The sequence below is a fragment of the Janthinobacterium sp. BHSEK genome (assembly GCF_056174685.1).
In genome coordinates this window covers 145,713-166,554 of sequence record NZ_JBWBYV010000044.1, presented here as the reverse complement: position 1 = coordinate 166,554, position 20,842 = coordinate 145,713, and the positions used below count along the sequence as shown (strand labels likewise).

Below are 20,842 nucleotides of genomic sequence, written 5' to 3'. Positions count from 1 at the left end.
GAAAGATGTAAACAATCAAGGGGATCGCGTGTGATTGATCGCAATTAGCATTTGATGCATTTCTCTCCTGAGATGGCGTCAGACTCCTCTCGCGTATAAATGACAGTGGCGTGGGTGGCAGCCGCACCACTGTCGAAAAATGCAGGGCTTCGATCCTGCCATTCAGACGTTCTTGCCGTTATATGGCATTTTCACCCGCGTCTCAAAACGCAAAGCAGCTGCACCCCAGCGCGCCCCAGAAGCCGGAGTGGCTGGAGACGGGTACGGAACTCTTGCGCGCCACGTCGTGGGCGTGGGCGTGCACGCCGCAGGCGCCCTGGCACTGGTGCTGTTGCATGGCGCTGGTCTTTTGCGGCGGCGCGGCGCGGTAGTGGCCGGCCACGTTTTTCACGGGCGACCAGTCGGGCAGCACGGGGATGGCTGGCGGCGCCAGATGGGAAAATTCCGCCTGGCCGTAGACGATCTTGCCGCCGACGATGGTGAGCACCGATTCGATCGACTTGATCGCCTCTTCATCGATGCTGAAAAAATCCGTGCTCAGCACTGCCAGGTCGGCCAGCATGCCTTCCTGGATGCGGCCCTTCTTGCCTTGCTCGCTCGAGAACCAGGCGCTGCCCGCCGTCCACAGTTCCAGCGCCGTGTCGCGCGACAAACGGCTGCCCGCGTCGTACAGGCGCAAGCCGCCCACGGTGCGGCCCGATACCAGCCAGTACAGCGCCGTCCACGGGTTGTAGCTGGCCACCCGGGTGGCGTCCGTGCCGCCGCCTACGGGCACGCCCGAGGCCAGCATGCGGGCGATCGGCGGCGTGGCCTTGGCCGCTTCCGCGCCGTAGCGGTCGACAAAGTATTCGCCCTGGAAGGCCATGCGGTGCTGGATGGCGATGCCGCCGCCCAGCGCCCTGACCCGGTCGATGTTTTTCGGCGTGATGGTTTCGCAGTGGTCGAACATCCAGTGCAGGCCGTCGAACGGGATATCGCGGTTGACCTTTTCAAAGACCGTCAGCATGCGGTCGATCGATTCGTCGTAGGTGGCGTGCAGGCGGAAGGGCCAGCGTTTGGAGACCAGGTGGCGCACCACCTTTTCCAGTTCGTCGTCCATGCCGGGCGCCAGGTCCGGGCGCGGCTCAAGGAAATCCTCGAAGTCGGCGGCGGAAAACACCAGCATTTCGCCGGCGCCGTTATGGCGGTAGTAATCGTCGCCCTGGCCCGGCGTGACCATCTCCGTCCATTTTTCAAAATCCTCCAGTTCGCGGCCCTTGTTTTGCGTGAACAGGTTGTAGGCGATGCGGATGGTCAGTTGCTCCTTTTGCGCCAGCTCCTCGACCACCGCGTAGTCTTCCGGATAATTCTGGAAGCCGCCGCCCGCATCGATGGCGCTGGTCAGCCCCAAGCGATTGAGTTCGCGCATGAACTGGCGCGTGGAGTTGACTTGCAGTTCGCGCGGCAAGGTCGGGCCCTTGGCCAGGGTCGCATACAGTATCATCGCGTTCGGCCGCGCGATCAGCATGCCCGTCGGGTTGCCGGCAGCATCGCGCACGATTTCGCCGCCGGGCGGGTTCGGCGTGTTCTTGTCGTAGCCGACCACGCGCAGGGCCGCGCGGTTCAGCAAGGCGCGGTCGTACAGGTGCAGGATGAAGACGGGGGTGTCGGGCGCGGCCGCGTTGATTTCGTCGAGGGTGGGCATGCGTTTTTCCGCGAACTGGAATTCGTTCCAGCCGCCGACCACGCGCACCCATTGCGGGTTCGGCGTGCGCAAGGCCTGCTCCTTGAGCATGCGCAGGGCGTCGGCCAGCGATGGCACGCCTTCCCAGCGCAGTTCCAGGTTGTAGTTCAAGCCGCCGCGGATCAGGTGCAGGTGCGAGTCGTTCAGGCCGGGAATGACCGTGCGGCCACCCAGGTCGATCACGCGGCTGTCCGGCTTGCGGTGGCGCATGACGTCGTCGGCATCGCCGACGGCGAGGAATTTGCCGTCGGCGATGGCCACGGCGCTCGCCTGTGGGCACGACTTGTCGACGGTGTGGAAGCAGCCGTTGATCAGTATCAGCGGCGCGGCGGAGGAAAGGGTCGGTTCGGTCATGATGCAGCTCCATGGTGGCAATGCGGGAGGCCGGGGCGTGGCCAGGATCTGCGGCCAGTGTAGCCCAGGGCCCGGGGGGCGGACACGGGCCAAAAGATCAGGTATGGCAGGTATGGCGGCGCGCCGACTGGTCTAAGGACGGGTGCGGCGGCGCGCGACATGGCTTACCATGCCGGCATTGGCGGCTGGGCATGCGTCCGGATGCATTTTTTATCGCGGTTTACCGCATCGCAGGGAGTCCTCATGGATCAAGCACCACACAGCCGTTTATACGGCACCAGCCTGGGCTTTTTGGCCGGGTATGTCGATACGCTGGGCTTTATCGCCCTGTTCGGCTTGTTTACCGCCCATGTCACGGGCAACTTCGTGCTGATCGGCGCCGCGCTGGCCGAACCGACGCGCATCCCCATCCTGCTGAAAATTCTCGCCTTTCCTGCCTTTATCGCCGGCATCGTCGTCACGCGCCTGATGGTGCTGGCCATCGAGCGCCGCGGCGGTCCGGCGCTGACGCTGGCCTTCCTGCTGCAATGGATCTTGCTGGCCGGTTTCATGGTGTTCGGCGTGCTGGCCGAGCCGGTCGGCAAGGAAGTGGGCACGCTGGCGATGTTCGCCGGCTTGCTGGGCACGGCCGCCATGGGCGTGCACAGCGCCACCAGCCGTCTGCTGCTGGCGCATCTGGCGCCCACCTCCATGATGACGGGGAACGTGACGCAGATCGTGCTTGACACCGTCGACGTGCTGCGCGGCGCGGCCGACGGGGGCACGCGGGCGCGCTGCGGAAAATTCTTCTGGCCGCTGCTGGCCTTTGCGCTGGGCGCCATCGCTGCCGGCTTTGGCTACCTGGTCTTCGGTTTCGCGGCGCTGGCCGTGCCGCTGGTGCTGCTGGGCGGCCTGATCGTGGTGGAGCAGCGTAGCGGACGGACCGCCGTGCCCGTGTCCTGACGGCCGCCATGCGCGCCTTCCTGCTGTGGCTGATGTTCATGCTGGCCAGTCCTTGCGGGCTGGCCATCGATGCCGCGCGCGGCATCCATCAGCTGCAGCACACGCGCTGGACGGCCAGCGACGGCGCGCCCGACGACATCATCGTCATGGCACAGGGCAATGACGGTTTCCTGTGGCTGGGCACGCATGCGGGCGTGCGCCGTTTCGACGGCTTGCGCTTCGAGCCCGTGCGCGTGCGCCAGGGCAGCTTTCCCGACACGGTGGCGCTGGCGCTCAAGCGCGCCGCCGACGGCGGCATGTGGATAGGCTGGCAAGTGGGCGGCATCAGCCACGTCAAGGATGGCGTGGTGCGCAATTATGCCGAGCCGCAGGGCGTGCAGGCGGGCGCCATCTGGGGCTTTGCCATCGGCGGCGACGGCGCCGTGTGGGCGGCCGGCGTGTCCGGCATCTCGCGCTTCGATGGCCGGCGCTGGCAGACGATGGGAGCGGCGCAGGGCTACACGGCGCAAAAGGCGTCCGCCGTGTTTGCCGACCGCGATGGCCGCGTCGCCGTGTTCAGTGAAAAAGGCCTGTTCATATGGCAGGCGACGCAGTCGCGCTTCGCGCCGCCCATCGGCCGGCTCGATCTGCGCGCGCCGCCGCAGCAGGGACCGGACGGCCGCATCTATTTGCTGGAGATGCGCGGCATCCGCATCATCGAGTCGCTGGAACGCTACGAGCAGCTCGATCATCGGTGGATTTACCGCGATACCAGCGGCACCAGCGGCAGCATGCTGGTCGACCGCGCGGGTACCTTGTGGTTCGACAGCCAGTACGGCTTGCACCGCACGCGCAGCGCCGGCGCGCTGGCGCCGGGGCAGCTGGGCATCAGCAGCGACACGGAATCGTTCCTGCCGCGCGATGGCCTGAGCAATGTCCTCGTGGGCTCCATGTGCGACGACAATGAAGGCAATGTCTGGGTTTCCACGTACGGCGGCCTGGACCGTTTCCGCCAGGCCGCGCCCGTGGTCCTGCGCACGCGCGCCGCGCCCGGCGTGGCCGAAGTGTTCCGTACCCAGGAAATGCTGGCCGGACCGGCAGGCGCGATGTGGCTGTCGCGCGACGACGTCCTGGGGCCGCTGCTGCTGGCGCGGGCCGACGGCACGGTGCTGCGCGCGCCGCGCCTTGGGCCCGTCAGCGCCATCCTGGCAGCGCCGGGCGGCCTGTGGGTGGCGGCCCGCGCCGGCCTGCAGCAGCTGGCCGGCGCGGATGGGCGCGTGCTGCGCACGATCGCCTATCCATCGGGCGCGGCCGCGCTCAAGCGCATGCGCGCCGGCGTGCTCGCGCCCGATGGCAGCATCTGGGGCGTGTTCAGCGGCGCCGGCGTTTTTCAGTACCGCGACGGGACCTGGCGGCGCGAACCGCTGTTGCCCGATGGCGGCGCGAAAGTGCCGCTGGCGCTGCTGGCCGACGCGGCCGGGCGCCTGTGGCTGTCGTATGCCGATGGCAGCGTCGCCATGCTGGAAAAGGGGCGGCTGCACGCCTTCGGTCCCGCGCAGGGCCTGGACCTGGGCAAGATTCCCATGCTGATCGAATACCACGGGCAGGTGTGGGCAGGCGGGCAGCGTGGCGTGGCGCTGTGGCGCGGCGGCCGCTTCGTCACCCTGCGCAGCGAGCCGGCCAGCGCCACCGAGGGCGTGGTGGGCCTGCTGCGCGCGCGCGACGGCAGTCTGTGGCTCAATCACGGCAGCGGCGCCGCGCACATCCCCGCCGCGCAAGTGGACCTGGCGCTGCGCGACGCCGCCCATGTCATGCGCGCCACCTCGTACGATGCCGTCGATGGCTTGAACGGCAGCATCGGCATGCTGCACAACCGCTCGGTGGCCGAAGCGGACGATGGCAGGATCTGGTTTTCGCGCCAGAGCGCGACGTTCTGGATCGATCCGCGCCAGGCGCTTGCGGCCTTGCCGGCGCCGCGCGTGGAAATCGGCGCGCTGCTGGCGGACGGCCGGCGCGTCGACCCAGCCGCAAGCGCCGGCCTGCAACTGGCGGCCGGCACGCGCGACGTGCAATTCCATTACAACGCCGCCAGTCTGGGCACGCCGGAGCGTTTGCAGTTCCGCTACCGGCTCGACGGCTACGATACGCAGTGGCAGCAGGCGGGCGGCCGGCGCCTGGCGCAGTACACGGGCCTGGGTCCGGGCAGCTACCGCTTCGAGCTAATCGCGGCGAATGGCGACGGCGTGGACAGCACGGTGGCGCAACTGCCGTTCCGCGTGCTGCCCGCCTTCTACCAGACATGGTGGTTCCGCAGCTTGTGCGCGGCGGCGCTGCTGGCCGCCGCGTACGTCGCCTACCGCTGGCGGCTGGGCCGGCACGCCGCGCGCCTGCGGGTGCGGATGGAGGCGCAGCAGGCCGAGCGCGAACGCATCGCGCGCGAGCTGCACGATACCCTGCTGCAGGGCACGCAGGCGATGATCCTGCACTTTCACAATGCCAGCATGGCCATCGCCGAGGATGATCCCGCGCGCGCCGCCATGCTGCGCGCGCTCGACGACGCCGACCGCATGCTGGGCGAGGGGCGCGACCACGTGCACGACTTGCGCGCCGGCGACGATGCGGGCGCGCGCTGGAGCGCCATCCTGCGGCGCGAAGGCGAGCGGCTGGCGGCGCAGCACGGCATCGTGTTCCGCTATGCGGAGGAGGGCGAGGCGCGCATGCTGCATGCGCGCGCCGCGCACGAAATCTACCGCATCGCCAGCGAAGCGCTGCGCAATGCCTTCCAGCACGCGCGCGCGCAGGTGGTCGAGGTGGCGGTGCGCCATGCGCGCGGCGGCATCGAACTGGTCGTGCGCGACGATGGCCAGGGCTTGCCGCCGGTGGTGGCGGCGAACGGGCAGATTCCCGGACACTGGGGCATGCCTGGCATGCGCGAGCGCGCCGCCCGGCTCGGCGCGCGCCTGTCCGTGGACGGGCGCGACGGGGGCGGCACGCAGTGGCGCCTGCGGGTGCCGGCGCGGCGCGCCTGGCCGGCGGCGCACGGCCCGTTGCGACGCTGGTGGCAGCGCTGGCGCCGTTCAGGCGTCGAGGATGCCGCGCCGTAGCGCGATGGTGACGGCGTGGGTGCGGTCCCTGGCGCCCAGCTTGGCCAGGATGGTGCTCATGTGCGCTTTGACGGTTTCTTCCTTGATCTGCAGCAGGGCACCCGTTTCGCGGTTGGAATTGCCTTGCGCGACTTGCTTGAGCACGTCCAGTTCGCGGTTCGACAGCACGTCGCTGCAGGCATACAGGGCCAGCTCCGCCTCGATTTCGGGCGTGATGTGGCGCCGCCCCGCGTGCACGTTCTGTATCGCCGCCAGCAATTCGTGGCGCAGCGCGCTTTTCAGCACATAGCCGCACGCGCCCGCGCGGATGGCGCGCAGCACCTGCGTGTCGCCCTTGTAGGTGGTCAGCACGATGATGCGCGCCTGCGGATGGCGCGCGCGGATGGCGCCGATGGCGTCAAGGCCGCTCATGCGCGGCATCTGCAAATCCATCAGCGTGACATCGGGCTGCAGCGCGTCAAATTGCTGCACCGCCTGCTGGCCATCGGTGGCCTGGCCCACCAGCGCCACGCCGGGAAAGGCGCGCAGCAGGGCCGCGATGCCGTCGAGCAGCAACTGGTGGTCGTCGGCGATGAGGACGCGTATCGCTGCCGCATCGCTGCGCATGACGTTGCCTGGCAAAGAGGAGTGATCGATCAAGAGTCGTCGGAAGATGGTGAGCAAAAGGTATTTTACCGCAGCGCCTGCCAGCCTGCCGAGGGGGATTGCTCGGGGGGAGCCTATATTTAGATAGTGGTGCGGGCACGCCGCCAGGCATACGATGCACGGCAGTACCCACTCAACCCCACTCTTCATGGATGACATCATGACCAATCCGAAACTGGAAGTCCTTACCCCCGACAATTGCCAGATCATCTTCATCGACCAGCAGCCGCAAATGGCGTTCGGCGTGCAGTCGATGGACCGCCAGGCGCTGAAAAACAATACCGTGGGCCTGGCCAAGGCCGCCAAGGTGTTCAACATCCCCACCATCATCACCACGGTGGAAACGGAAAGCTTCTCCGGCCACACCTATCCGGAACTGCTGGACGTCTTTCCGGGCAAGGATATTCTCGAGCGCAGCTCGATGAATTCGTGGGATGACCAGAAGGTGCGCGATGCGCTGGCCGCCAACGGCAAGAAAAAAGTCGTCGTCTCGGGCCTGTGGACGGAAGTGTGCAACAACAGCTTCGCCCTGTGCGCGATGCTCGAAGGCGATTACGAGATCTACATGGTGGCCGATGCATCGGGCGGCACCTCGAAGGAAGCGCACGACTACGCCATGCAGCGCATGATCCAGGCCGGCGTGGTGCCCGTGACGTGGCAGCAGGTGCTGCTGGAATGGCAGCGCGACTGGGCCCACAAGGCGACCTATGACGCCGTCATGGCCATCGTGCGCGAACATTCGGGCGCCTACGGCATGGGCGTCGATTACGCCTACACGATGGTGCACAAGGCGCCGCAGCGCATCCATGGCGAACACGCCACCCTGGCGCCGGTGCCGGCCAAATAAACGCCGCGCGGCCATGCCATGCGCCGCGCGCCTGACCGCGTGCGGCGTTTTTTTCATCGAAAGGAATGCGCCATGAAGTTATATGTGATTTCGCTCGCCGTGGGCTTGCTGGTTGGCATCATCTACGCCGTCCTGCAGGTACGCTCGCCGGCGCCGCCAGCCATTGCCCTGATAGGCCTGCTGGGCATGCTGATCGGCGAACAGATCGTCCCCAGCGTCAAGCGCCTGATGGCGGGCGAAGCCGTGACCGTGTCGTGGCTGCGCAGCGAATGCGTGCCGAAGATCAGCGGCGTGGAAGCCAAGCCGGCATTGGCCAAGGCCCAGTCGCAGCAGCAGCAGGATGACGGCGCCGCCTGAACCCCGCCTGCCGAGTCAAAACGTTAGAACGCGCCCAGCAAGCCGCGCCGGGCGGCCACCGTGGCCGCCTCGGTGCGGCTTGATACGTTGAGCTTGGTCAAAATATTATTTACGTGAAATTTGACGGTGCCCACCTCGATGCCGGCGCTGCGCGCGATCATCTTGTTGCTCTTGCCCGCAGACAGGTGCAGCAGGATGTCGTGCTCGCGTTTCGACAGGCGGTTCGCCTCGATGCGGCCGGCCTGCTGCGCCGCCAGTTCCGGCGGCAGGTAGTGCCTGCCGGCGGCCACCTGGCCGATGCACTGGGTCAGTTGCAGGAAGCCGGCATCCTTCAGCAGGTAGCCGCGCGCGCCGGCGCGCAGGGCCCGGTGCACGCTGTCCTCGCCCTGGTAGGTGGTGAGGATGACGATCTTCGCTTGCGCATCGTCCGCGCAGATGCGCTCGATCGCCTCGACGCCATGCATTTCCGGCATGTTCAAATCCATCAGCACCACGTCGGGCCGCAGCTCCCGGTACAGCGCCACGGCGGCGTGGCCCGTGCCGGCCTGGCCCAATAAGCGCAAGCCGGGCAGTGACGCGATCAGCGAGGCCAGGCCGGCCAGGATCAGCGGGTGGTCGTCGGCGATCAGCAGCGAGATAGGGGCGTCGTCGTCGCGGGGCATGTGCATGCTTGTGCTCATGGTGTTGGCAGGGTGAAGTGGAAGACGCTGCCGTGGGGCGCGCCGGGCGCATGCCACAGGCGGCCGCCATGCGCGTCGAGGATGCGGCGGCAGATGGCCAGGCCCATGCCCATGCCGTCCGGCTTGCTGGAATAACGGGCGTGGTACAGGCGGGCGGCCGCCTGCGGCGCGATGCCGGCGCCATTGTCGGCGATGCTGAAATGCTGCACGCTTCCATCCAGGCGCGAGGACAGCAGCACCGTGCGTGGCCGGCAGCTGGTGCCCTGCAGGGCCTCGATGGCGTTCATCAGCAGGTTCAGGAGGACTTGCCGGAATTGCACCGCGTCGGCATGCAGCAGCGGGCGGCCCGGCGCCAGCCGCGTTTGCAGGTCGATGGCGTGGCGCAGCAGCGGCGCGCGCAGCAGCGGCAGCAGCTCCTGCACGGCGTCGTCGGCGACAAAATGCGCGTGGCTGCCCGGCGCATGGCAGGCCAGGCCATGCACGCTGCGCAGCACGGCGCTGGCATGGCTGCCGGCGCTGGCGACCAGGGCCAGCGCCGCGCGCGCCTCGTCGAGGCGGGGCGGATCGTGGTCGAGCCAGCGCAAGGCGGCATCGGCGTTGAGCGCGATGGCCGCCAGCGGCTGGCGCACCTCGTGCGCGACCGATGCGGCAAATTCGCCCATGCCGCTCATGCGCTGCACCTGCGTCAGGCCGGGGTCTTGCTGCTGAGGTAAAGAATGCATGCTGGCCATCGCCGTGCTCCTGTGCTGTCGCGGCGTATGCCGCATTGCAACAAGTATGCATGGCATCGTCGCCAGGGCACTTATACGAATGGGGGAGGCGGACGGTTTTTTTGCAAGGCAGGGGCAGGAAACACCGCCGGGCGGGCCGGCGGTGCGGGAAGCAAAGAGCGGATCAGGACTTGATAAAGGCCAGCAAGTCTTCGTTCAGGCGGTCCTTGTGGGTGGCCGGCAAGCCGTGCGGCGCGCCTTCATAGATGACCAGCTTGGCGTTCTTGATGAGCTTTGCCGCGGCCTTGCCGGAAGCGTCGATCGGCACGATCTGGTCGTCGCCGCCGTGCACCACCAGGGTCGGCACGGAGATTTTCTTCAGGTCGGCCGTGAAGTCCGTCTCGGAAAACTGCTTGATGCAATCGTAGGCGTTCTTGATGCCGCACTGCATGCCCTGCAGCCAGAAGGTGTCGCGCATGCCTTGCGACACCTTGTTGCCGGGACGGTTGGCGCCGAAGAACGGCACGGTCAGGTCCTTGAAGAATTGCGAACGGTCGGCCAGCACGCCGGCGCGGATGCCGTCGAAGACGGACATCGGCAAGCCGCCGGGATTGGTATCCGACTTGACCATCTGCGGCGGCACGGCGCCCACCAGCACGGCCTTGGCCACGCGCTTTTCGCCATGGCGGCCGATATAGCGAGCCACTTCGCCGCCGCCCGTCGAATGGCCGACCAGGGTCGCGCCCTTGATGTCGAGCGCGTCAAGCAGGGTAGCCAGGTCGTCGGCGTAGGTATCCATGTCATTGCCCTGCCATGGCTGGCTGGACAGGCCGTGGCCGCGGCGGTCGTGCGCGATCACGCGGTAGCCGTGGCTGGCCAGGAACATCATCTGGTCTTCCCAGGCATCGCCCTGCAAGGGCCAGCCGTGGCTGAAGACGACGGGCGTGCCCGTGCCCCAGTCCTTGAAATGGATGACGGTGCCGTCCTTGACGGTGACGCTGTTGACGGTGAGCTTGCCCGGCGCGGCGGCGGCAGCGGCAGGCTTGGCGGCGGCGCTGGCGCCACCGGCGGCCAGCAGGCCCGCGCCGGCGGCGACACCGGCGACGCTGACGAGCAGCTTGCGGCGGGAGTTGACTTCTTCGGCTTCGATTTTCTTCGACATGATGCTTTCCTTCGGGGATGGGGGAGGGGCCGCTTAGGGCCTGGACCAGTGATGGCAGCGGCCAGTCTAGGCCTTCGCGCGCGCCGGCGCCTCTGCCAAAAGACCAGTCGCGCCGGGTTTCCCTCCTGCCTATGATGGCTGGCGGCGGCGCGCCGCGCCGCCTGCCTTTTCCACTGGAGCGAACATGAAGAAATACTGGATGGCGGCGCTGGCCGGCCCCTTCTTACCCGATGCCGGCCTGCTGTTTGCGCGCGTGGCGGGCGCGCTGCTGGTGCTGCACGTGCACGGCTTGCCCAAGCTGCTGCATTTTTCCGAGGAACTGGCGCACATCGACGACCCGCTGCACCTGGGCCGCGCCGCCACCCTGTACTGCGCCCTGTTCGCGGAAATCCTCTGCCCGCTGCTGGTCGCCGCCGGTCTGCTGACGCGCCTGGCCTGCCTGCCCCTGCTGTTCCTGCTGGGCGTGTCGATGCTGCTCGTGCACCCGGACTGGAGCATCGCCGACGGCCAGTTCGGCTGGCTGCTGATCATCGTCTTCGGCAGCATTGCCATCAGCGGCGCGGGACGCTATTCGCTCGATGCGCGGTTGCGGGCGTAAGCGGTGATGTCAACGATGTGTCGGGTTACGCTCCGCTAACCCGACCTACGCCTAAATAACACCATTTCACACCGATCCCCGTCCGCCCCACCAGGCCGGCGGGGATTGTTATTTCCATCAGGAATTTAAGTCTGTGCTTCAACGTGTGGCACCGCACGGTGGCGGGCGGCGGGCGCGGTTAAGGTGGTGCCAACAGCTTGCTGCTGATCCAGCATTTGATATGGCTCAGCCCGGCAGCGTTTAGCCGCTTCTTTTTTCCGGAAGCGAGGAGAATCATGATTCGGTCACGGCATCGAGCATGGTTGATTTATTCACCTTTGAAGGAAACCATCATGAACGCGATTGAAAAAACCAGCTCCGAGATGAACGGCACCGCCCAGGATACCCGCCAGGATTTGCACCGCACCATCGACAAGGTGGCGAGCCAGGCCCAGCCCCTGGCCGACAAGGTCGCCACGCGCGCCCATGACGGCGTGGACCAGGTGGGCGACCGCATCGAGCAGGTCAGCGACACCGTCAGCAAGGCCTCGGAACGCCTGATGGCGCGCGGCAAGCAGTTGGGCGCCGCCTGCCAGCGCGCCGGCGAAACGGGCCGCGGCTATGTGCGCGAACGCCCGGCCGTGTCCCTGCTGATTGCGGCGGCGGCCGGTTATGGCCTGTCGAAGCTGCTGGGTTCGCGCAAATAAGTTTTACGCTTTCCTGGAAGTATTTGTCGTGGGCGCTGGCCCGGTCTGCCCTCATGGCGGGCCGGAGCGGCGCCCACGCGCACAAGGTAGTAGCAGGCAGTAAAGGAGAGTGATGATGCGCTCCATTTTGTTGTGGTTGATTGGCATTCCTATTCCCATCATTATTTTGATTGCCCTGTTCGTGCGCTGAATGAGGGAGTTGTAGCGTTCTCCCGGGGCAAACTACTCACAGGAGACGTAATGGCTACCAATAAAAAAACGCCGTCCACGGACGGTGCGGGTTCCGTTTTGAGCAGCATGTCCGGACCATCCGACGGCGATGCGCCGCACAGCTTGGGCGCGGACAATGACGTGACCCGCGCGCTGCTGCAAAAGACGGCCGCCGGCCAGCAGCTGTCCGCCGCCATGGCCGATAATCCCAAGGAAGCCGGCCAGTATGGCGAGGCGGCGCGCACGCCGCCCGAAGGCGTGCATGTGGCGGCCGGCGAAGCGCTGGCCACGGCCAGCACCACGGGCGAAACGCTGGCGTCGCCGAAGACGGGCGATGGCCAGCCCGCGCTGGGCGAGAATGCGCGCAATGCCTCGCTCGACGGCGCCCGCAGCGACGATAGCGGCTGCGTGCTGACGACCAACCAGGGCGTGCCCGTGGGCGACAACCAGAACTCGCTGAAGGCGGGTTTGCGCGGCCCCACGCTGATGGAAGATTTTATCCTGCGTGAAAAACTCACACATTTCGACCATGAGCGCATCCCCGAGCGCGTCGTGCATGCGCGCGGCTCGGCCGCCCACGGCTATTTCGAATGCTACAAGGAGCAAGGCAAGCTGACGCGCGCCGCGCCGTTCGCCAAGGCGGGCAAGCGCACGCCCGTCTTCGTGCGCTTTTCCACGGTGGCCGGCGAGCGCGGTTCGACCGACACGGCGCGCGACGTGCGCGGCTTCGCCGTGAAGTTTTATACGGACGAAGGCAACTGGGACCTGGTCGGCAACAACATCCCCGTCTTCTTCATCCAGGACGCGATGAAATTCCCCGACCTGATCCACGCCGTCAAGCCCGAGCCGCACAATGGCATGCCGCAGGCAGCCAGCGCGCATGACACCTTCTGGGACTTCGCCTCGCTGTCGCCGGAAATCACGCACATGCTGATGTGGGCCATGTCCGACCGCGCCATCCCGCGCAGCTACCGCATGATGCAGGGCTTCGGCGTGCACACCTTCCGCCTCGTGAACGCCAAGGGCCAGTCCGTATTCTGCAAATTCCACTGGTCGCCCATGGCGGGCACGCACTCGCTGGTGTGGGACGAAGCCGTCAAGATCAGCGGCGCCGATTCCGATTTCCACCGTCGCGACCTGTGGGAAGCCATCGAGTGCGGCGAATATCCCGAATACGAGCTGTCCTTCCAGGTCTTCACGGAAGCGCAGGCCGAGGCGTTTGCCTTCGACGTGCTCGACCCCACCAAGCTGATTCCCGAGGAACTGGTGCCGCTGATCCCCGTCGGGAAAATGGTCTTGAACCGCAATCCCGACAATTTTTTTGCCGAGACGGAGCAGGTGGCCTTTTGCACGGCGCACATCGTGCCCGGCATCGATTTTTCCAACGACCCGCTGCTGCAGGGGCGCATCCACTCGTATGTCGACACGCAGATCACGCGCCTGGGCGGCGCCAACTTCCATGAAATCCCCATCAACTCTCCGCTGGCGCCCTTGCACAACAACCAGCGCGACGGCATCCACCGCCAGGCCATCAACCGGGGCCGGGTCGCCTACGAGCCCAATTCGCTGGCGGGCGGCTGTCCGTTCCAGGCGGGCGCGAAGGGGTTCAACAGTTTTCCCGCGCCCACCGAAGGCGACAAGGTGCGCGGCAAGCCCGAGAAATTCGCCGAGCACTATGGCCAGGCGCGTCTGTTCTGGATCAGCCAGACGTCGGTCGAGCAAGACCATATCGTGCATGCGTTCCGCTTTGAACTGAGCAAGGTGCAGACGGTGGCGATCCGCAAGCGCATCGTCGCCATGCTGCGCAATGTCGACGAGACCCTGGCGCAGCGCCTGGCCGATGCGCTGGGCCTGGCGCTGCCGCCCGTCATGCCGCCCGTGTCCATGCTGCCGATTCCCACGTATCCGCCGTCGCCGTCGCTGTCGCTCTTTTTCCGTCCCGGCAAGACGGGCATCCATACCCTGCGCGTGGCCATCCTCGTGGGGCCGGGCAGCGATGGCGCGCAGGTGCGCAGCATCTATGCTTCGCTGCTGGCCGACGGCGCCGTGCCGCGCCTGGTGGGCAGCCACCTGGGGAAAGTCGACACGAGCGGCGGCGCGCCGCTCGACGTGGAAATCTCGCTCGAAACGGGACCGTCCGTGCTGTTCGACGCCGTCGTGGTCCCGGATGGGCAGGGCGCCGTGCAGCAGCTGGGCAGCGACGCCAACGCGCTCGACTTCCTGCGCCTGCAGTATCGCCACTGCAAGCCGATGCTGGCCATCGGCGCCGGCAAGGGCTTGCTGGACAAGGCCGGCGTGCCGACGACCCTGCCTGACGGCAAGCCGGACCCCGCCATCATCGTCGTGCCGGCGGGCGACGTGGTGAAAGGCGTGGCGGCCTTTAAAAAGGCACTGGCCGCGCACCGGGCGTTTGCGCGCGAAACGGATCCGCCCCGCGTGTGATGCCCGCTTGAGCGTCAGCGGGGCAGGCCTGGCTTGCCCCGCTGACGTCATGGTGCGCAACTTCGCGCAACAATGTAAACAATAAAAACGTCCTGCGATGATATGCTGCTGACTAGAACTGTTCATTTGCAACTATTTCTATCACTGCAGCAAAGAACGGCTTCAGCAAACCGGATCGCGATTACCGCATGGACAAGTACACACCTCGCACCTGGGGGCCGGGCGAACGCCCGACCTTGCCCGGGTCGCCATCGATGCCCGAGCATTCGACGCCCAAGCGTGTCGCGTATTTCATCGTCGGCCTGATCGTCGCGCTGACGGGGGGACTCGGCAACGGCCTGGTGACGGCCAATCTGCTGAACCTGCAAGGCTCCCTGGCCGCCTATGCCTACCAGATGCAGTGGCTGCCGGCCGCCTACGTGATGACCATCGTCTCCATGAATCTGCTGCTGGTGAAGTTCCGCCAGCAGTTCGGCCTGCGCCTGTTTACGGAAGCGTTCCTGGTGCTGTATGCGCTCGTCACCTTCGCCCACCTGTATGCGAATACCTTGCCGTCGGCCATCGCCGTGCGCGCCGCGCATGGCATGGTGGGCGGTGCGCTGGGCGTGCTGGGGCTGTACTACACCTTGCAGGCGTTTCCCGCGCGGCACCGCCTGAAGGGCGTGGTGCTGGGTCTGGGCTTTGCCCAGCTGGCCTTGCCCCTGGCGCGCATCTTCACGTCCGAACTGCTGCAGATCGGCGAATGGCACGGCCTGTACCTGTTCGAGCTGGGGCTGGCCCTGCTGGCGCTGGGCTGCGTGCTGGCCCTGAAACTGCCGCCCGGCGACCGCGTGCAGACCTTCGAGCCGCTCGATTTCCTCACCTTTATGTTGTTCGCGCCCGGCGTGGCCCTGCTGTGCGCTGTGCTGGCGCAGGGACGCACGGCGTGGTGGATGGAATCGGAGTGGGTGGGTGTCTGCCTGGCGGCTTCCATCGTGCTGATCGCCGCCGCGCTGGCCATCGAGCATAACCGCGCGCGCCCGCTGCTCAACACGCGCTGGCTCACCACGGGCAAGATCGCCAAGCTGTTTTTATCGGTGCTGCTGTTTCGCATCGTGCTGTCCGAATCGACGGGCGCCGTGGGCTTCCTGCAGGCGCTGGGGCTGAACACGGACCAGATGCAGAACCTGTTCGTCGTGGTCCTGCTGGGCAGCGTGGCGGGCCTGGTGGTCAGCGCGCTGACGATCAATCCGGCGACCTTGCACCGCTCGCTGATGTTCGCGCTGCTGCTGATCGCTGCCGGCGCGCTCATCGATGCGCACGCCACCAGCCAGACGCGCCCCGTCAACATGTATGTCAGCCAGTTCCTGCTGGCCTTTGGCGGCACGTATTTCCTCGGTCCCACCATGGTGGCCGGCATGGGCGCCGTGATCGCCGAACCGCGCAACCTGGTGAGTTTTTCCGTGATGTTTACCATGACGCAGAACCTGGGCGGCTTGCTCGGGTCGGCCATCGTCGGCACCATCCAGACGGCGCGCGAAAAATACCATTCCAGCTACCTGGTCGAGCACCTCACCATGCTCGACCCGCAGGTGGCCGCGCGCGTGCAGTCCGGAGCCGCAAGCTATGGCGGCGTCCTGACGGACCCGGCCCTGCGCAGCGCCCAGGGCGTGGCCCGCCTGGGCGCCGTCGCCACGCGCGAAGCCAATGTGCTGGCCTACAACGACGTCTTTTTGATGATCGCCGGCGTCGCCGTCGCCACCCTGATCTGGATGCTGGTCAGCCAGTCCTGGACCCGCATCACCACCGGCGCGCGCCGCCTGGTCGGCCCCGTGCGCGATGCGCAGACGGCCATGGCCATCGTCCCCATTACCAATTCGGAACCGAGCAATGACAGAAAATAACACCCCGCCGCCAGTACCGACCCCTGCACCGACGCCAGTTGCGCCAGCGCCCGCGGCCAGCAGTACGCCGCCGCAGCCGGACCGGCGTCACCAGTGGCTGTCCGCGCTGGCCTTTGCCGCCGTGGCCCTGGTGGGCGTGCTGATCGTGCTGTATGCGTGGCGTCTGCCGCCATTCACCAGTCCCATCGTGACGACGGAAAACGCCACCGTGCGGGGGCAGGTGACCATCATCGGCACGCAGCTGTCGGGCTATGTGGTGGAAGTGACGGTGCAGGACTTCATGGACGTCAAGGAAGGCCAGCTGCTGGTGCGCATCGACGACCGCATCTACCAGCAGCGCTACGAGCAGGCGCAGGCCCAGCTGGCGGCGCAGCAGGCGGCCCTGTCGAACTGGGCGCAGCAGAAGGCCAGCGCGCAGGCGGGCATTTCCGTCAGCGAGGCGGCGCTGGCCAACGCGGAAGCGCAGGCGAGCAAGGCCAGCGCCGACCTCCATCGTGTGGAGCAGCTGGTGGCGGACGGCTCGCTGTCTCAGCGCGAACACGACCAGTCGCGCGCCACGCAGGCGCAGATGGCGGCCGCGCTGGCGCAGGCCAGGGCCAATCTCGACATCGCCCAGCAAAGCGTGCATTCGGTGGTGGTCAACAAGCAGGCGCTGGAGGCTGCCGTGGCCAACGCGCAGGCAGCCGTCAAGGCGGCGAAGATCGACCTCGATAACACGCGCATCGTGGCGCCCTCCGACGGCCAGCTGGGCCAGGTGACGGTGCGCCAGGGCGCGTACGTGAACTCGGGCGCGCAGCTGATGGCGCTGGTGCCGCGCCAGATGTGGGTGATCGCCAATTTCAAGGAAACGCAGATGAACGGCGTGCAGGAAGGGCAAAGCGCCACTTTCCACGTCGATGCGCTCGACGGCGCCGTGCTGACGGGCCAGGTGGAGCGCATCTCGCCGGCCACGGGGTCCGAGTTTTCCGTGCTGCCGGCCGATAACGCGACGGGCAACTACCTCAAAATTGCCCAGCGCATTCCCGTGCGCATCCGCATCGATCCGGGCCAGGCGAATGCGCGCCGCCTCGTGCCCGGCATGTCGGTGGTGGTCAGCGTCGACACGTCGGCCGTGCTGAACGACTCGGCGGACAACCCGGCGCCACCGCCTGCACCGAAGAAGGCCAAGCCATGAAGCGCCGTCACCTGCTGATGGCCGCCGCGCTGGCGCTGGCCGGCTGCGCCGCCAAGGCGCCGCCGCAGCCCGCATCGGCACTGCAGCTGCCTTCCGGCTGGCGCGCGCAAGCCATCGGCGCGCCTGCGGCGGCTGGTGCCCATGTGGAGCAGCTGTGGTGGCAAGCCTTCGGCGACCCCGTCTTGAGCGACCTGGTGGGCGAGGCGCTGGCGCGCAATGGCGACTTGCGCGTGGCGCGCGCCCGGGTGCAGGAATACCGCGCGCGCCTGGCGCAGGCCGACGCGAACCGCGCGCCCAATCTGGCCTTCGACGGTTCGCCCACGCGCACGCGCACCCTGGCGTCCAGCGGCAAGCCGTATGTGACGAATGTCTTCCAGGCGGAACTGCAGGCCAGCTATGAAATCGACGTGTGGGGCCGGCTGGCCAGTCTGAGCGCCGCCGCCGCCGAGAGCTACCGCGCCGAGCAGGCCAGCCTTGATGCCGCGGCCCTGTCGATCGCCGCCAGCGTGGCGACCAGTTACCTGAATCTGCGGGGACTCGACGCGCAGCTGGCGCTGACGCAATCGACCCTGCAGCTGCGCGAACAGTCGCGCGAGCTGGCGCGCAAGCAGTTCGAGGTGGGCTACAGCTCGCGCCTGGAATGGCTGCAGGCGCAATCGGAATACCATGCGGCGGCCGAGCAGGTGCCGCAGCTGCAGCGGCAGATCTTCGAACAGGAAAACGCGCTGGCCGTCCTCGTCGGCGGCAATCCCGGCCCCATCGCGCGCGGCTTGCCGCTGGCCGAGCTGGCCGCGCCTGGCGTGCCGGCCGGCCTGCCGTCCGAACTGCTGCGCCGGCGGCCCGACATCGCGCGCGCGGAACACAACCTGGCGGCCGCCAATGCCAGCCTGGCCGCCACGCGCGACCAGCTGCTGCCCTCGTTCAAGCTGACGGCCGTGGGCGGCGGGCAAGCGACGACCCTCACCGATTTCCTGCATGCGCCCACGGCCCTGTGGCGCCTGACGGCCCTGGCGGCCGGCCCCCTGTTCGATGGCGGGCGGGTGCAGGCGCAGACGGATGCGGCCGGCGCGCAGCGCGACCAGCTCGTGTACGCGTATGAAAACGTGGTGCGCAACGCCTTCGCCGAAACGGAAAACAGCCTGGGCGCCATCTACCGGCTGCGGCAGCAGGCCGTGGAAAACGACGCGCGCCGCGCCGCGGCGGCGGACACCCTGCGCATCGCGCACAACCGCTACCGCAATGGCTACGCCTCCTACCTGGAGGAACTCGACGCCCAGCGCACCCTGTACAGCGCCGACGTGGGACTGCTGCAACTGAAGACGCGCATCCTTGTCGCTTCCGTCGACCTCTACCGCGCCATGGGCGGCGGCTGGTCGGCCAAGGCGCAATAGGGGCGCGTGTCCGGCGCGGCCGTTCGCCGCCGCCAGTGTAATATTCTGACCAGGGAAAGCGGCGGCATGGTGCCAGCCGCTTCCATCACGAACGAACGAGGTCGCAGCATGACGATTTTTGGCATAGGCATCCACATCCTGATCGCGGTATTTTTTGCGATCCACGTGGTGCGCAACGGGCAGCAGCTGTACTGGCTGCTCATTTTATTCATGTTCCCGCTGCTGGGCAGCGTGGTGTATTTCTTTGCCATCTACCTGCCCAATTCGCGCCTGCCGCAAGGCGCGCGCAAGGTCGCCTCGGTGGCCGTGCAGGTGCTCGACCCGAACCGCGAACTGCGCGAGGCGAAGGCGGCCTTCGAGTACACGCCGACGGCGCAAAACCAGATGCGCCTGGCCAGCGCGCAGCTGGAGGCGGGCGCTGCGCAGGAAGCGGCAGCGACGTACGAAGCCTGCCTGCGGGGAGCGTTTTCATCGGACCTGGAAATTCGCCTGGGCGCGGCGCGCGCCTATCTGGAATGCGCGCGCGGCGCCGAAGCGCTGACGCACCTGGAATTCATCCGCCGCACGGACATCCATTTCCGTCCCGAGATGGTGTCCCTGCTGACGGCGCGCGCGCTGGCGCAAAGCGGGCGACAGCAGGAAGCGAAGGCGGAATTCGACGATGCGCTGACGCGCTACAACAGCTTCGAGTGCCGCGCCGAGTGCGCGATCTGGGCGCTGCAGCAGGGCGACAAGGTGCTGTCGGAGCGTCTGCTGCTCGATATCGACAGCGCCATGGCCCGCTGGAGCAGCCATACGCGTGCCATGTATGCGCCGCTGCTGGCGCGCCTGGAGGCGGCGCGCCGCTGATGGCTTGCCGGTGCCGGCTTACACGCCAGGCACTGGATTCTTCCCTTCGACTAATTTATACCCCTTGCCATCGAAGCCATAGCGCGCGTGGCCGTTCAGTGGCGTGGCGATGCGCGGCGGGTCTTCGTCCTGCTTGACCGCGACGCCCGGCTTGATTTTTTCGGAGGCGCCCTTGAAATCGATCAGCAAGTCGTCGTAGGCGCCGCCATCGCGCGCAGGCGCGAAGCGCCATTTGCCGTCGACCATCCAGCACTCGTCCGTGTCAGGCCCGCAGGCGCCCATATTGTCCGAATACAGGTCGATGCCGCCATCGATCGCGGTCACCTTGCCATCGCCGATTTCAAACAGGGCCAGTTGCGTGATGGTGTAACCCTGGCCCGTGTAGCCATGGCGGATCGCCAGTCCCGGCTTGTTCGCACCCAGCATGACCCAGTGCACTTCGCCGAGCTGCCCCGACGAGCCGAGTGTGGCGATGTTTTCCAGGCGTTTCACGACTTGCCATTGGCCGTCTTCCGGCTGGCCCTTGGGCGCGAGGAAAAAGACGTTCAACAGGCCCGGCGAGGCATGCGCCGATTCGGCCGTGCCTTCCGTATTCGCCGTTTCCGCATTCGCCACCAGGATGGCGCGCCCATCGGGCAGCAGCTTGTGGCTGACGGCGCTGACGACGTAACTGAGTTTGTCGATGTGGTTGTCCGGATCGGACAGGTCGGCCAGCGCGTCGTCGCTGTCGCCGCGGTAGTCCTTGCCGAAGACGGCGCGCATCATGCCCGCTTCGCGCTCGCGCGCCTGCGGCGTGTTCATCGCTTCCGTCCTGGGCGCGGTGGCGGACGGCGGCGGCACAATGTCGGCCGGCGCCGGTTCGACGGCTGCTGCTGGCGCGTCGGCGGCTTCCTGTGCCGTGGCGGGCGCGGTTTTTTCCGAGCAGGCGCCGAGCAGTGCGGAGGCCATCAGCAGGACGAGCGGGGTGCGGTAATTCATAGGCAGGGCAGATTGCGTTCATGGAGAATGGGCGCAGTATGCCAGATAGATGAAAGCGAGGGAGCGCGGCCTGGCGGCCGGTCCCCCGCTTCCTTGCCCGCAGGGGGCGTTTTTGCAATCAGCCGTGG

The 20,842-nt window shown here is 67.0% G+C and carries 17 protein-coding genes; 11 read left to right on the top strand and 6 right to left on the bottom strand.

From position 1 onward, the window contains the following. Window positions 1-202: 202 nt before the first annotated feature. Window positions 203-2,077 (bottom strand): amidohydrolase, encoded by a 1,875-nt coding sequence (locus AC0V2Y_RS16440; RefSeq protein ID WP_475414816.1) that lies wholly within the window; start codon window positions 2,075-2,077, stop codon window positions 203-205. 243 nt (window positions 2,078-2,320) lie between these two features. Between AC0V2Y_RS16440 and AC0V2Y_RS16435 the strand changes: the two genes are divergently transcribed. Next, window positions 2,321-3,019 carry a YoaK family protein gene (locus AC0V2Y_RS16435; RefSeq protein ID WP_475414815.1) on the top strand — a complete coding sequence of 233 codons (699 nt, stop codon included), beginning with the start codon at window positions 2,321-2,323 and terminating at the stop codon, window positions 3,017-3,019. A gap of 8 nt (window positions 3,020-3,027) precedes the next feature. Further along, a complete protein-coding gene (locus AC0V2Y_RS16430) occupies window positions 3,028-6,102 on the top strand; it encodes a sensor histidine kinase (protein WP_475414814.1) in 3,075 nt (1,024 codons plus the stop codon). Here AC0V2Y_RS16430 and AC0V2Y_RS16425 read toward each other — a convergent pair. Then, a complete protein-coding gene (locus AC0V2Y_RS16425; RefSeq protein WP_475414813.1) occupies window positions 6,076-6,708 on the bottom strand; it encodes a response regulator in 633 nt (210 codons plus the stop codon). The genes AC0V2Y_RS16430 and AC0V2Y_RS16425 overlap by 27 nt on opposite strands. Window positions 6,709-6,907: 199 nt before the next feature. On the opposite strand from AC0V2Y_RS16425, the gene AC0V2Y_RS16420 reads away from it, so the two are divergent. Beyond that, window positions 6,908-7,594, top strand: a complete 687-nt coding sequence (locus AC0V2Y_RS16420; RefSeq protein ID WP_035828118.1) for a hydrolase — start codon at window positions 6,908-6,910, stop codon at window positions 7,592-7,594. Between the two features lie 72 nt (window positions 7,595-7,666). Then, entirely contained in the window at window positions 7,667-7,951 is a 285-nt protein-coding gene (locus AC0V2Y_RS16415; protein WP_475414812.1) for a XapX domain-containing protein, read from the top strand. Window positions 7,952-7,974: 23 nt separating this feature from the next. Here the strand turns inward: AC0V2Y_RS16415 and AC0V2Y_RS16410 are convergent, their stop codons facing one another. From AC0V2Y_RS16410 to AC0V2Y_RS16400, 3 genes are all read right to left on the bottom strand, one after another. Beyond that, complete coding sequence (locus AC0V2Y_RS16410; RefSeq protein ID WP_475414811.1) at window positions 7,975-8,619, bottom strand: response regulator; 645 nt, start codon at window positions 8,617-8,619, stop codon at window positions 7,975-7,977. A gap of 8 nt (window positions 8,620-8,627) precedes the next feature. Continuing rightward, window positions 8,628-9,353 carry a sensor histidine kinase gene (locus tag AC0V2Y_RS16405; protein ID WP_475414810.1) on the bottom strand — a complete coding sequence of 242 codons (726 nt, stop codon included), beginning with the start codon at window positions 9,351-9,353 and terminating at the stop codon, window positions 8,628-8,630. Window positions 9,354-9,525: 172 nt separating this feature from the next. Further along, complete coding sequence (locus AC0V2Y_RS16400) at window positions 9,526-10,503, bottom strand: alpha/beta fold hydrolase (RefSeq protein WP_475414809.1); 978 nt, start codon at window positions 10,501-10,503, stop codon at window positions 9,526-9,528. Window positions 10,504-10,687: 184 nt separating this feature from the next. On the opposite strand from AC0V2Y_RS16400, the gene AC0V2Y_RS16395 reads away from it, so the two are divergent. The 7 genes from AC0V2Y_RS16395 to AC0V2Y_RS16365 all read left to right on the top strand — a co-directional run bounded on the left by AC0V2Y_RS16395 (window position 10,688) and on the right by AC0V2Y_RS16365 (window position 19,736). Next, window positions 10,688-11,101 carry a DoxX family protein gene (locus tag AC0V2Y_RS16395; RefSeq protein WP_475414808.1) on the top strand — a complete coding sequence of 138 codons (414 nt, stop codon included), beginning with the start codon at window positions 10,688-10,690 and terminating at the stop codon, window positions 11,099-11,101. 332 nt (window positions 11,102-11,433) lie between these two features. Continuing rightward, complete coding sequence (locus tag AC0V2Y_RS16390) at window positions 11,434-11,787, top strand: ElaB/YgaM/YqjD family protein (RefSeq protein ID WP_475414807.1); 354 nt, start codon at window positions 11,434-11,436, stop codon at window positions 11,785-11,787. 240 nt (window positions 11,788-12,027) lie between these two features. Beyond that, window positions 12,028-14,439: a catalase gene (locus tag AC0V2Y_RS16385; protein WP_475414806.1), complete on the top strand. Its 2,412-nt coding sequence runs from the start codon at window positions 12,028-12,030 to the stop codon at window positions 14,437-14,439. A 188-nt stretch (window positions 14,440-14,627) separates the two neighbouring features. Next, window positions 14,628-16,322 carry an MFS transporter gene (locus tag AC0V2Y_RS16380; protein WP_475414805.1) on the top strand — a complete coding sequence of 565 codons (1,695 nt, stop codon included), beginning with the start codon at window positions 14,628-14,630 and terminating at the stop codon, window positions 16,320-16,322. Next, window positions 16,309-17,496 (top strand): HlyD family secretion protein, encoded by a 1,188-nt coding sequence (locus tag AC0V2Y_RS16375; protein WP_475414804.1) that lies wholly within the window; start codon window positions 16,309-16,311, stop codon window positions 17,494-17,496. The genes AC0V2Y_RS16380 and AC0V2Y_RS16375 overlap by 14 nt, the downstream gene beginning before the upstream one ends. Then, window positions 17,493-18,887, top strand: coding sequence for an efflux transporter outer membrane subunit (locus AC0V2Y_RS16370; RefSeq protein WP_475414803.1), 1,395 nt, complete (start codon window positions 17,493-17,495; stop codon window positions 18,885-18,887). Before AC0V2Y_RS16375 ends, AC0V2Y_RS16370 begins: the two co-directional genes overlap by 4 nt. A 108-nt stretch (window positions 18,888-18,995) precedes the next feature. Continuing rightward, window positions 18,996-19,736 carry a hypothetical protein gene (locus tag AC0V2Y_RS16365; RefSeq protein ID WP_475414802.1) on the top strand — a complete coding sequence of 247 codons (741 nt, stop codon included), beginning with the start codon at window positions 18,996-18,998 and terminating at the stop codon, window positions 19,734-19,736. A gap of 18 nt (window positions 19,737-19,754) precedes the next feature. On the opposite strand, the gene AC0V2Y_RS16360 is transcribed toward AC0V2Y_RS16365, so the two are convergent. Continuing rightward, window positions 19,755-20,714, bottom strand: coding sequence for a hypothetical protein (locus AC0V2Y_RS16360; protein WP_475414801.1), 960 nt, complete (start codon window positions 20,712-20,714; stop codon window positions 19,755-19,757). Between the last annotated feature and the right edge of the window lie 128 nt (window positions 20,715-20,842).

Bases quoted from the DNA above. Each gene is read 5' to 3' on its own strand.
- AC0V2Y_RS16400 (WP_475414809.1), bottom strand. From the start codon at position 10,503: ATGTCGAAGAAAATCGAAGCCGAAGAAGTCAACTCCCGCCGCAAGCTG.
- AC0V2Y_RS16420 (WP_035828118.1), top strand. From the start codon at position 6,908: ATGACCAATCCGAAACTGGAAGTCCTTACCCCCGACAATTGCCAGATC.
- AC0V2Y_RS16360 (WP_475414801.1), bottom strand. From the start codon at position 20,714: ATGAATTACCGCACCCCGCTCGTCCTGCTGATGGCCTCCGCACTGCTC.
- AC0V2Y_RS16440 (WP_475414816.1), bottom strand. From the start codon at position 2,077: ATGACCGAACCGACCCTTTCCTCCGCCGCGCCGCTGATACTGATCAAC.
- AC0V2Y_RS16370 (WP_475414803.1), top strand. From the start codon at position 17,493: ATGAAGCGCCGTCACCTGCTGATGGCCGCCGCGCTGGCGCTGGCCGGC.
- AC0V2Y_RS16425 (WP_475414813.1), bottom strand. From the start codon at position 6,708: ATGCGCAGCGATGCGGCAGCGATACGCGTCCTCATCGCCGACGACCAC.
- AC0V2Y_RS16380 (WP_475414805.1), top strand. From the start codon at position 14,628: ATGGACAAGTACACACCTCGCACCTGGGGGCCGGGCGAACGCCCGACC.
- AC0V2Y_RS16395 (WP_475414808.1), top strand. From the start codon at position 10,688: ATGAAGAAATACTGGATGGCGGCGCTGGCCGGCCCCTTCTTACCCGAT.
- AC0V2Y_RS16375 (WP_475414804.1), top strand. From the start codon at position 16,309: ATGACAGAAAATAACACCCCGCCGCCAGTACCGACCCCTGCACCGACG.
- AC0V2Y_RS16405 (WP_475414810.1), bottom strand. From the start codon at position 9,353: ATGCATTCTTTACCTCAGCAGCAAGACCCCGGCCTGACGCAGGTGCAG.
- AC0V2Y_RS16365 (WP_475414802.1), top strand. From the start codon at position 18,996: ATGACGATTTTTGGCATAGGCATCCACATCCTGATCGCGGTATTTTTT.
- AC0V2Y_RS16430 (WP_475414814.1), top strand. From the start codon at position 3,028: ATGCGCGCCTTCCTGCTGTGGCTGATGTTCATGCTGGCCAGTCCTTGC.
- AC0V2Y_RS16410 (WP_475414811.1), bottom strand. From the start codon at position 8,619: ATGCACATGCCCCGCGACGACGACGCCCCTATCTCGCTGCTGATCGCC.
- AC0V2Y_RS16435 (WP_475414815.1), top strand. From the start codon at position 2,321: ATGGATCAAGCACCACACAGCCGTTTATACGGCACCAGCCTGGGCTTT.
- AC0V2Y_RS16385 (WP_475414806.1), top strand. From the start codon at position 12,028: ATGGCTACCAATAAAAAAACGCCGTCCACGGACGGTGCGGGTTCCGTT.
- AC0V2Y_RS16390 (WP_475414807.1), top strand. From the start codon at position 11,434: ATGAACGCGATTGAAAAAACCAGCTCCGAGATGAACGGCACCGCCCAG.
- AC0V2Y_RS16415 (WP_475414812.1), top strand. From the start codon at position 7,667: ATGAAGTTATATGTGATTTCGCTCGCCGTGGGCTTGCTGGTTGGCATC.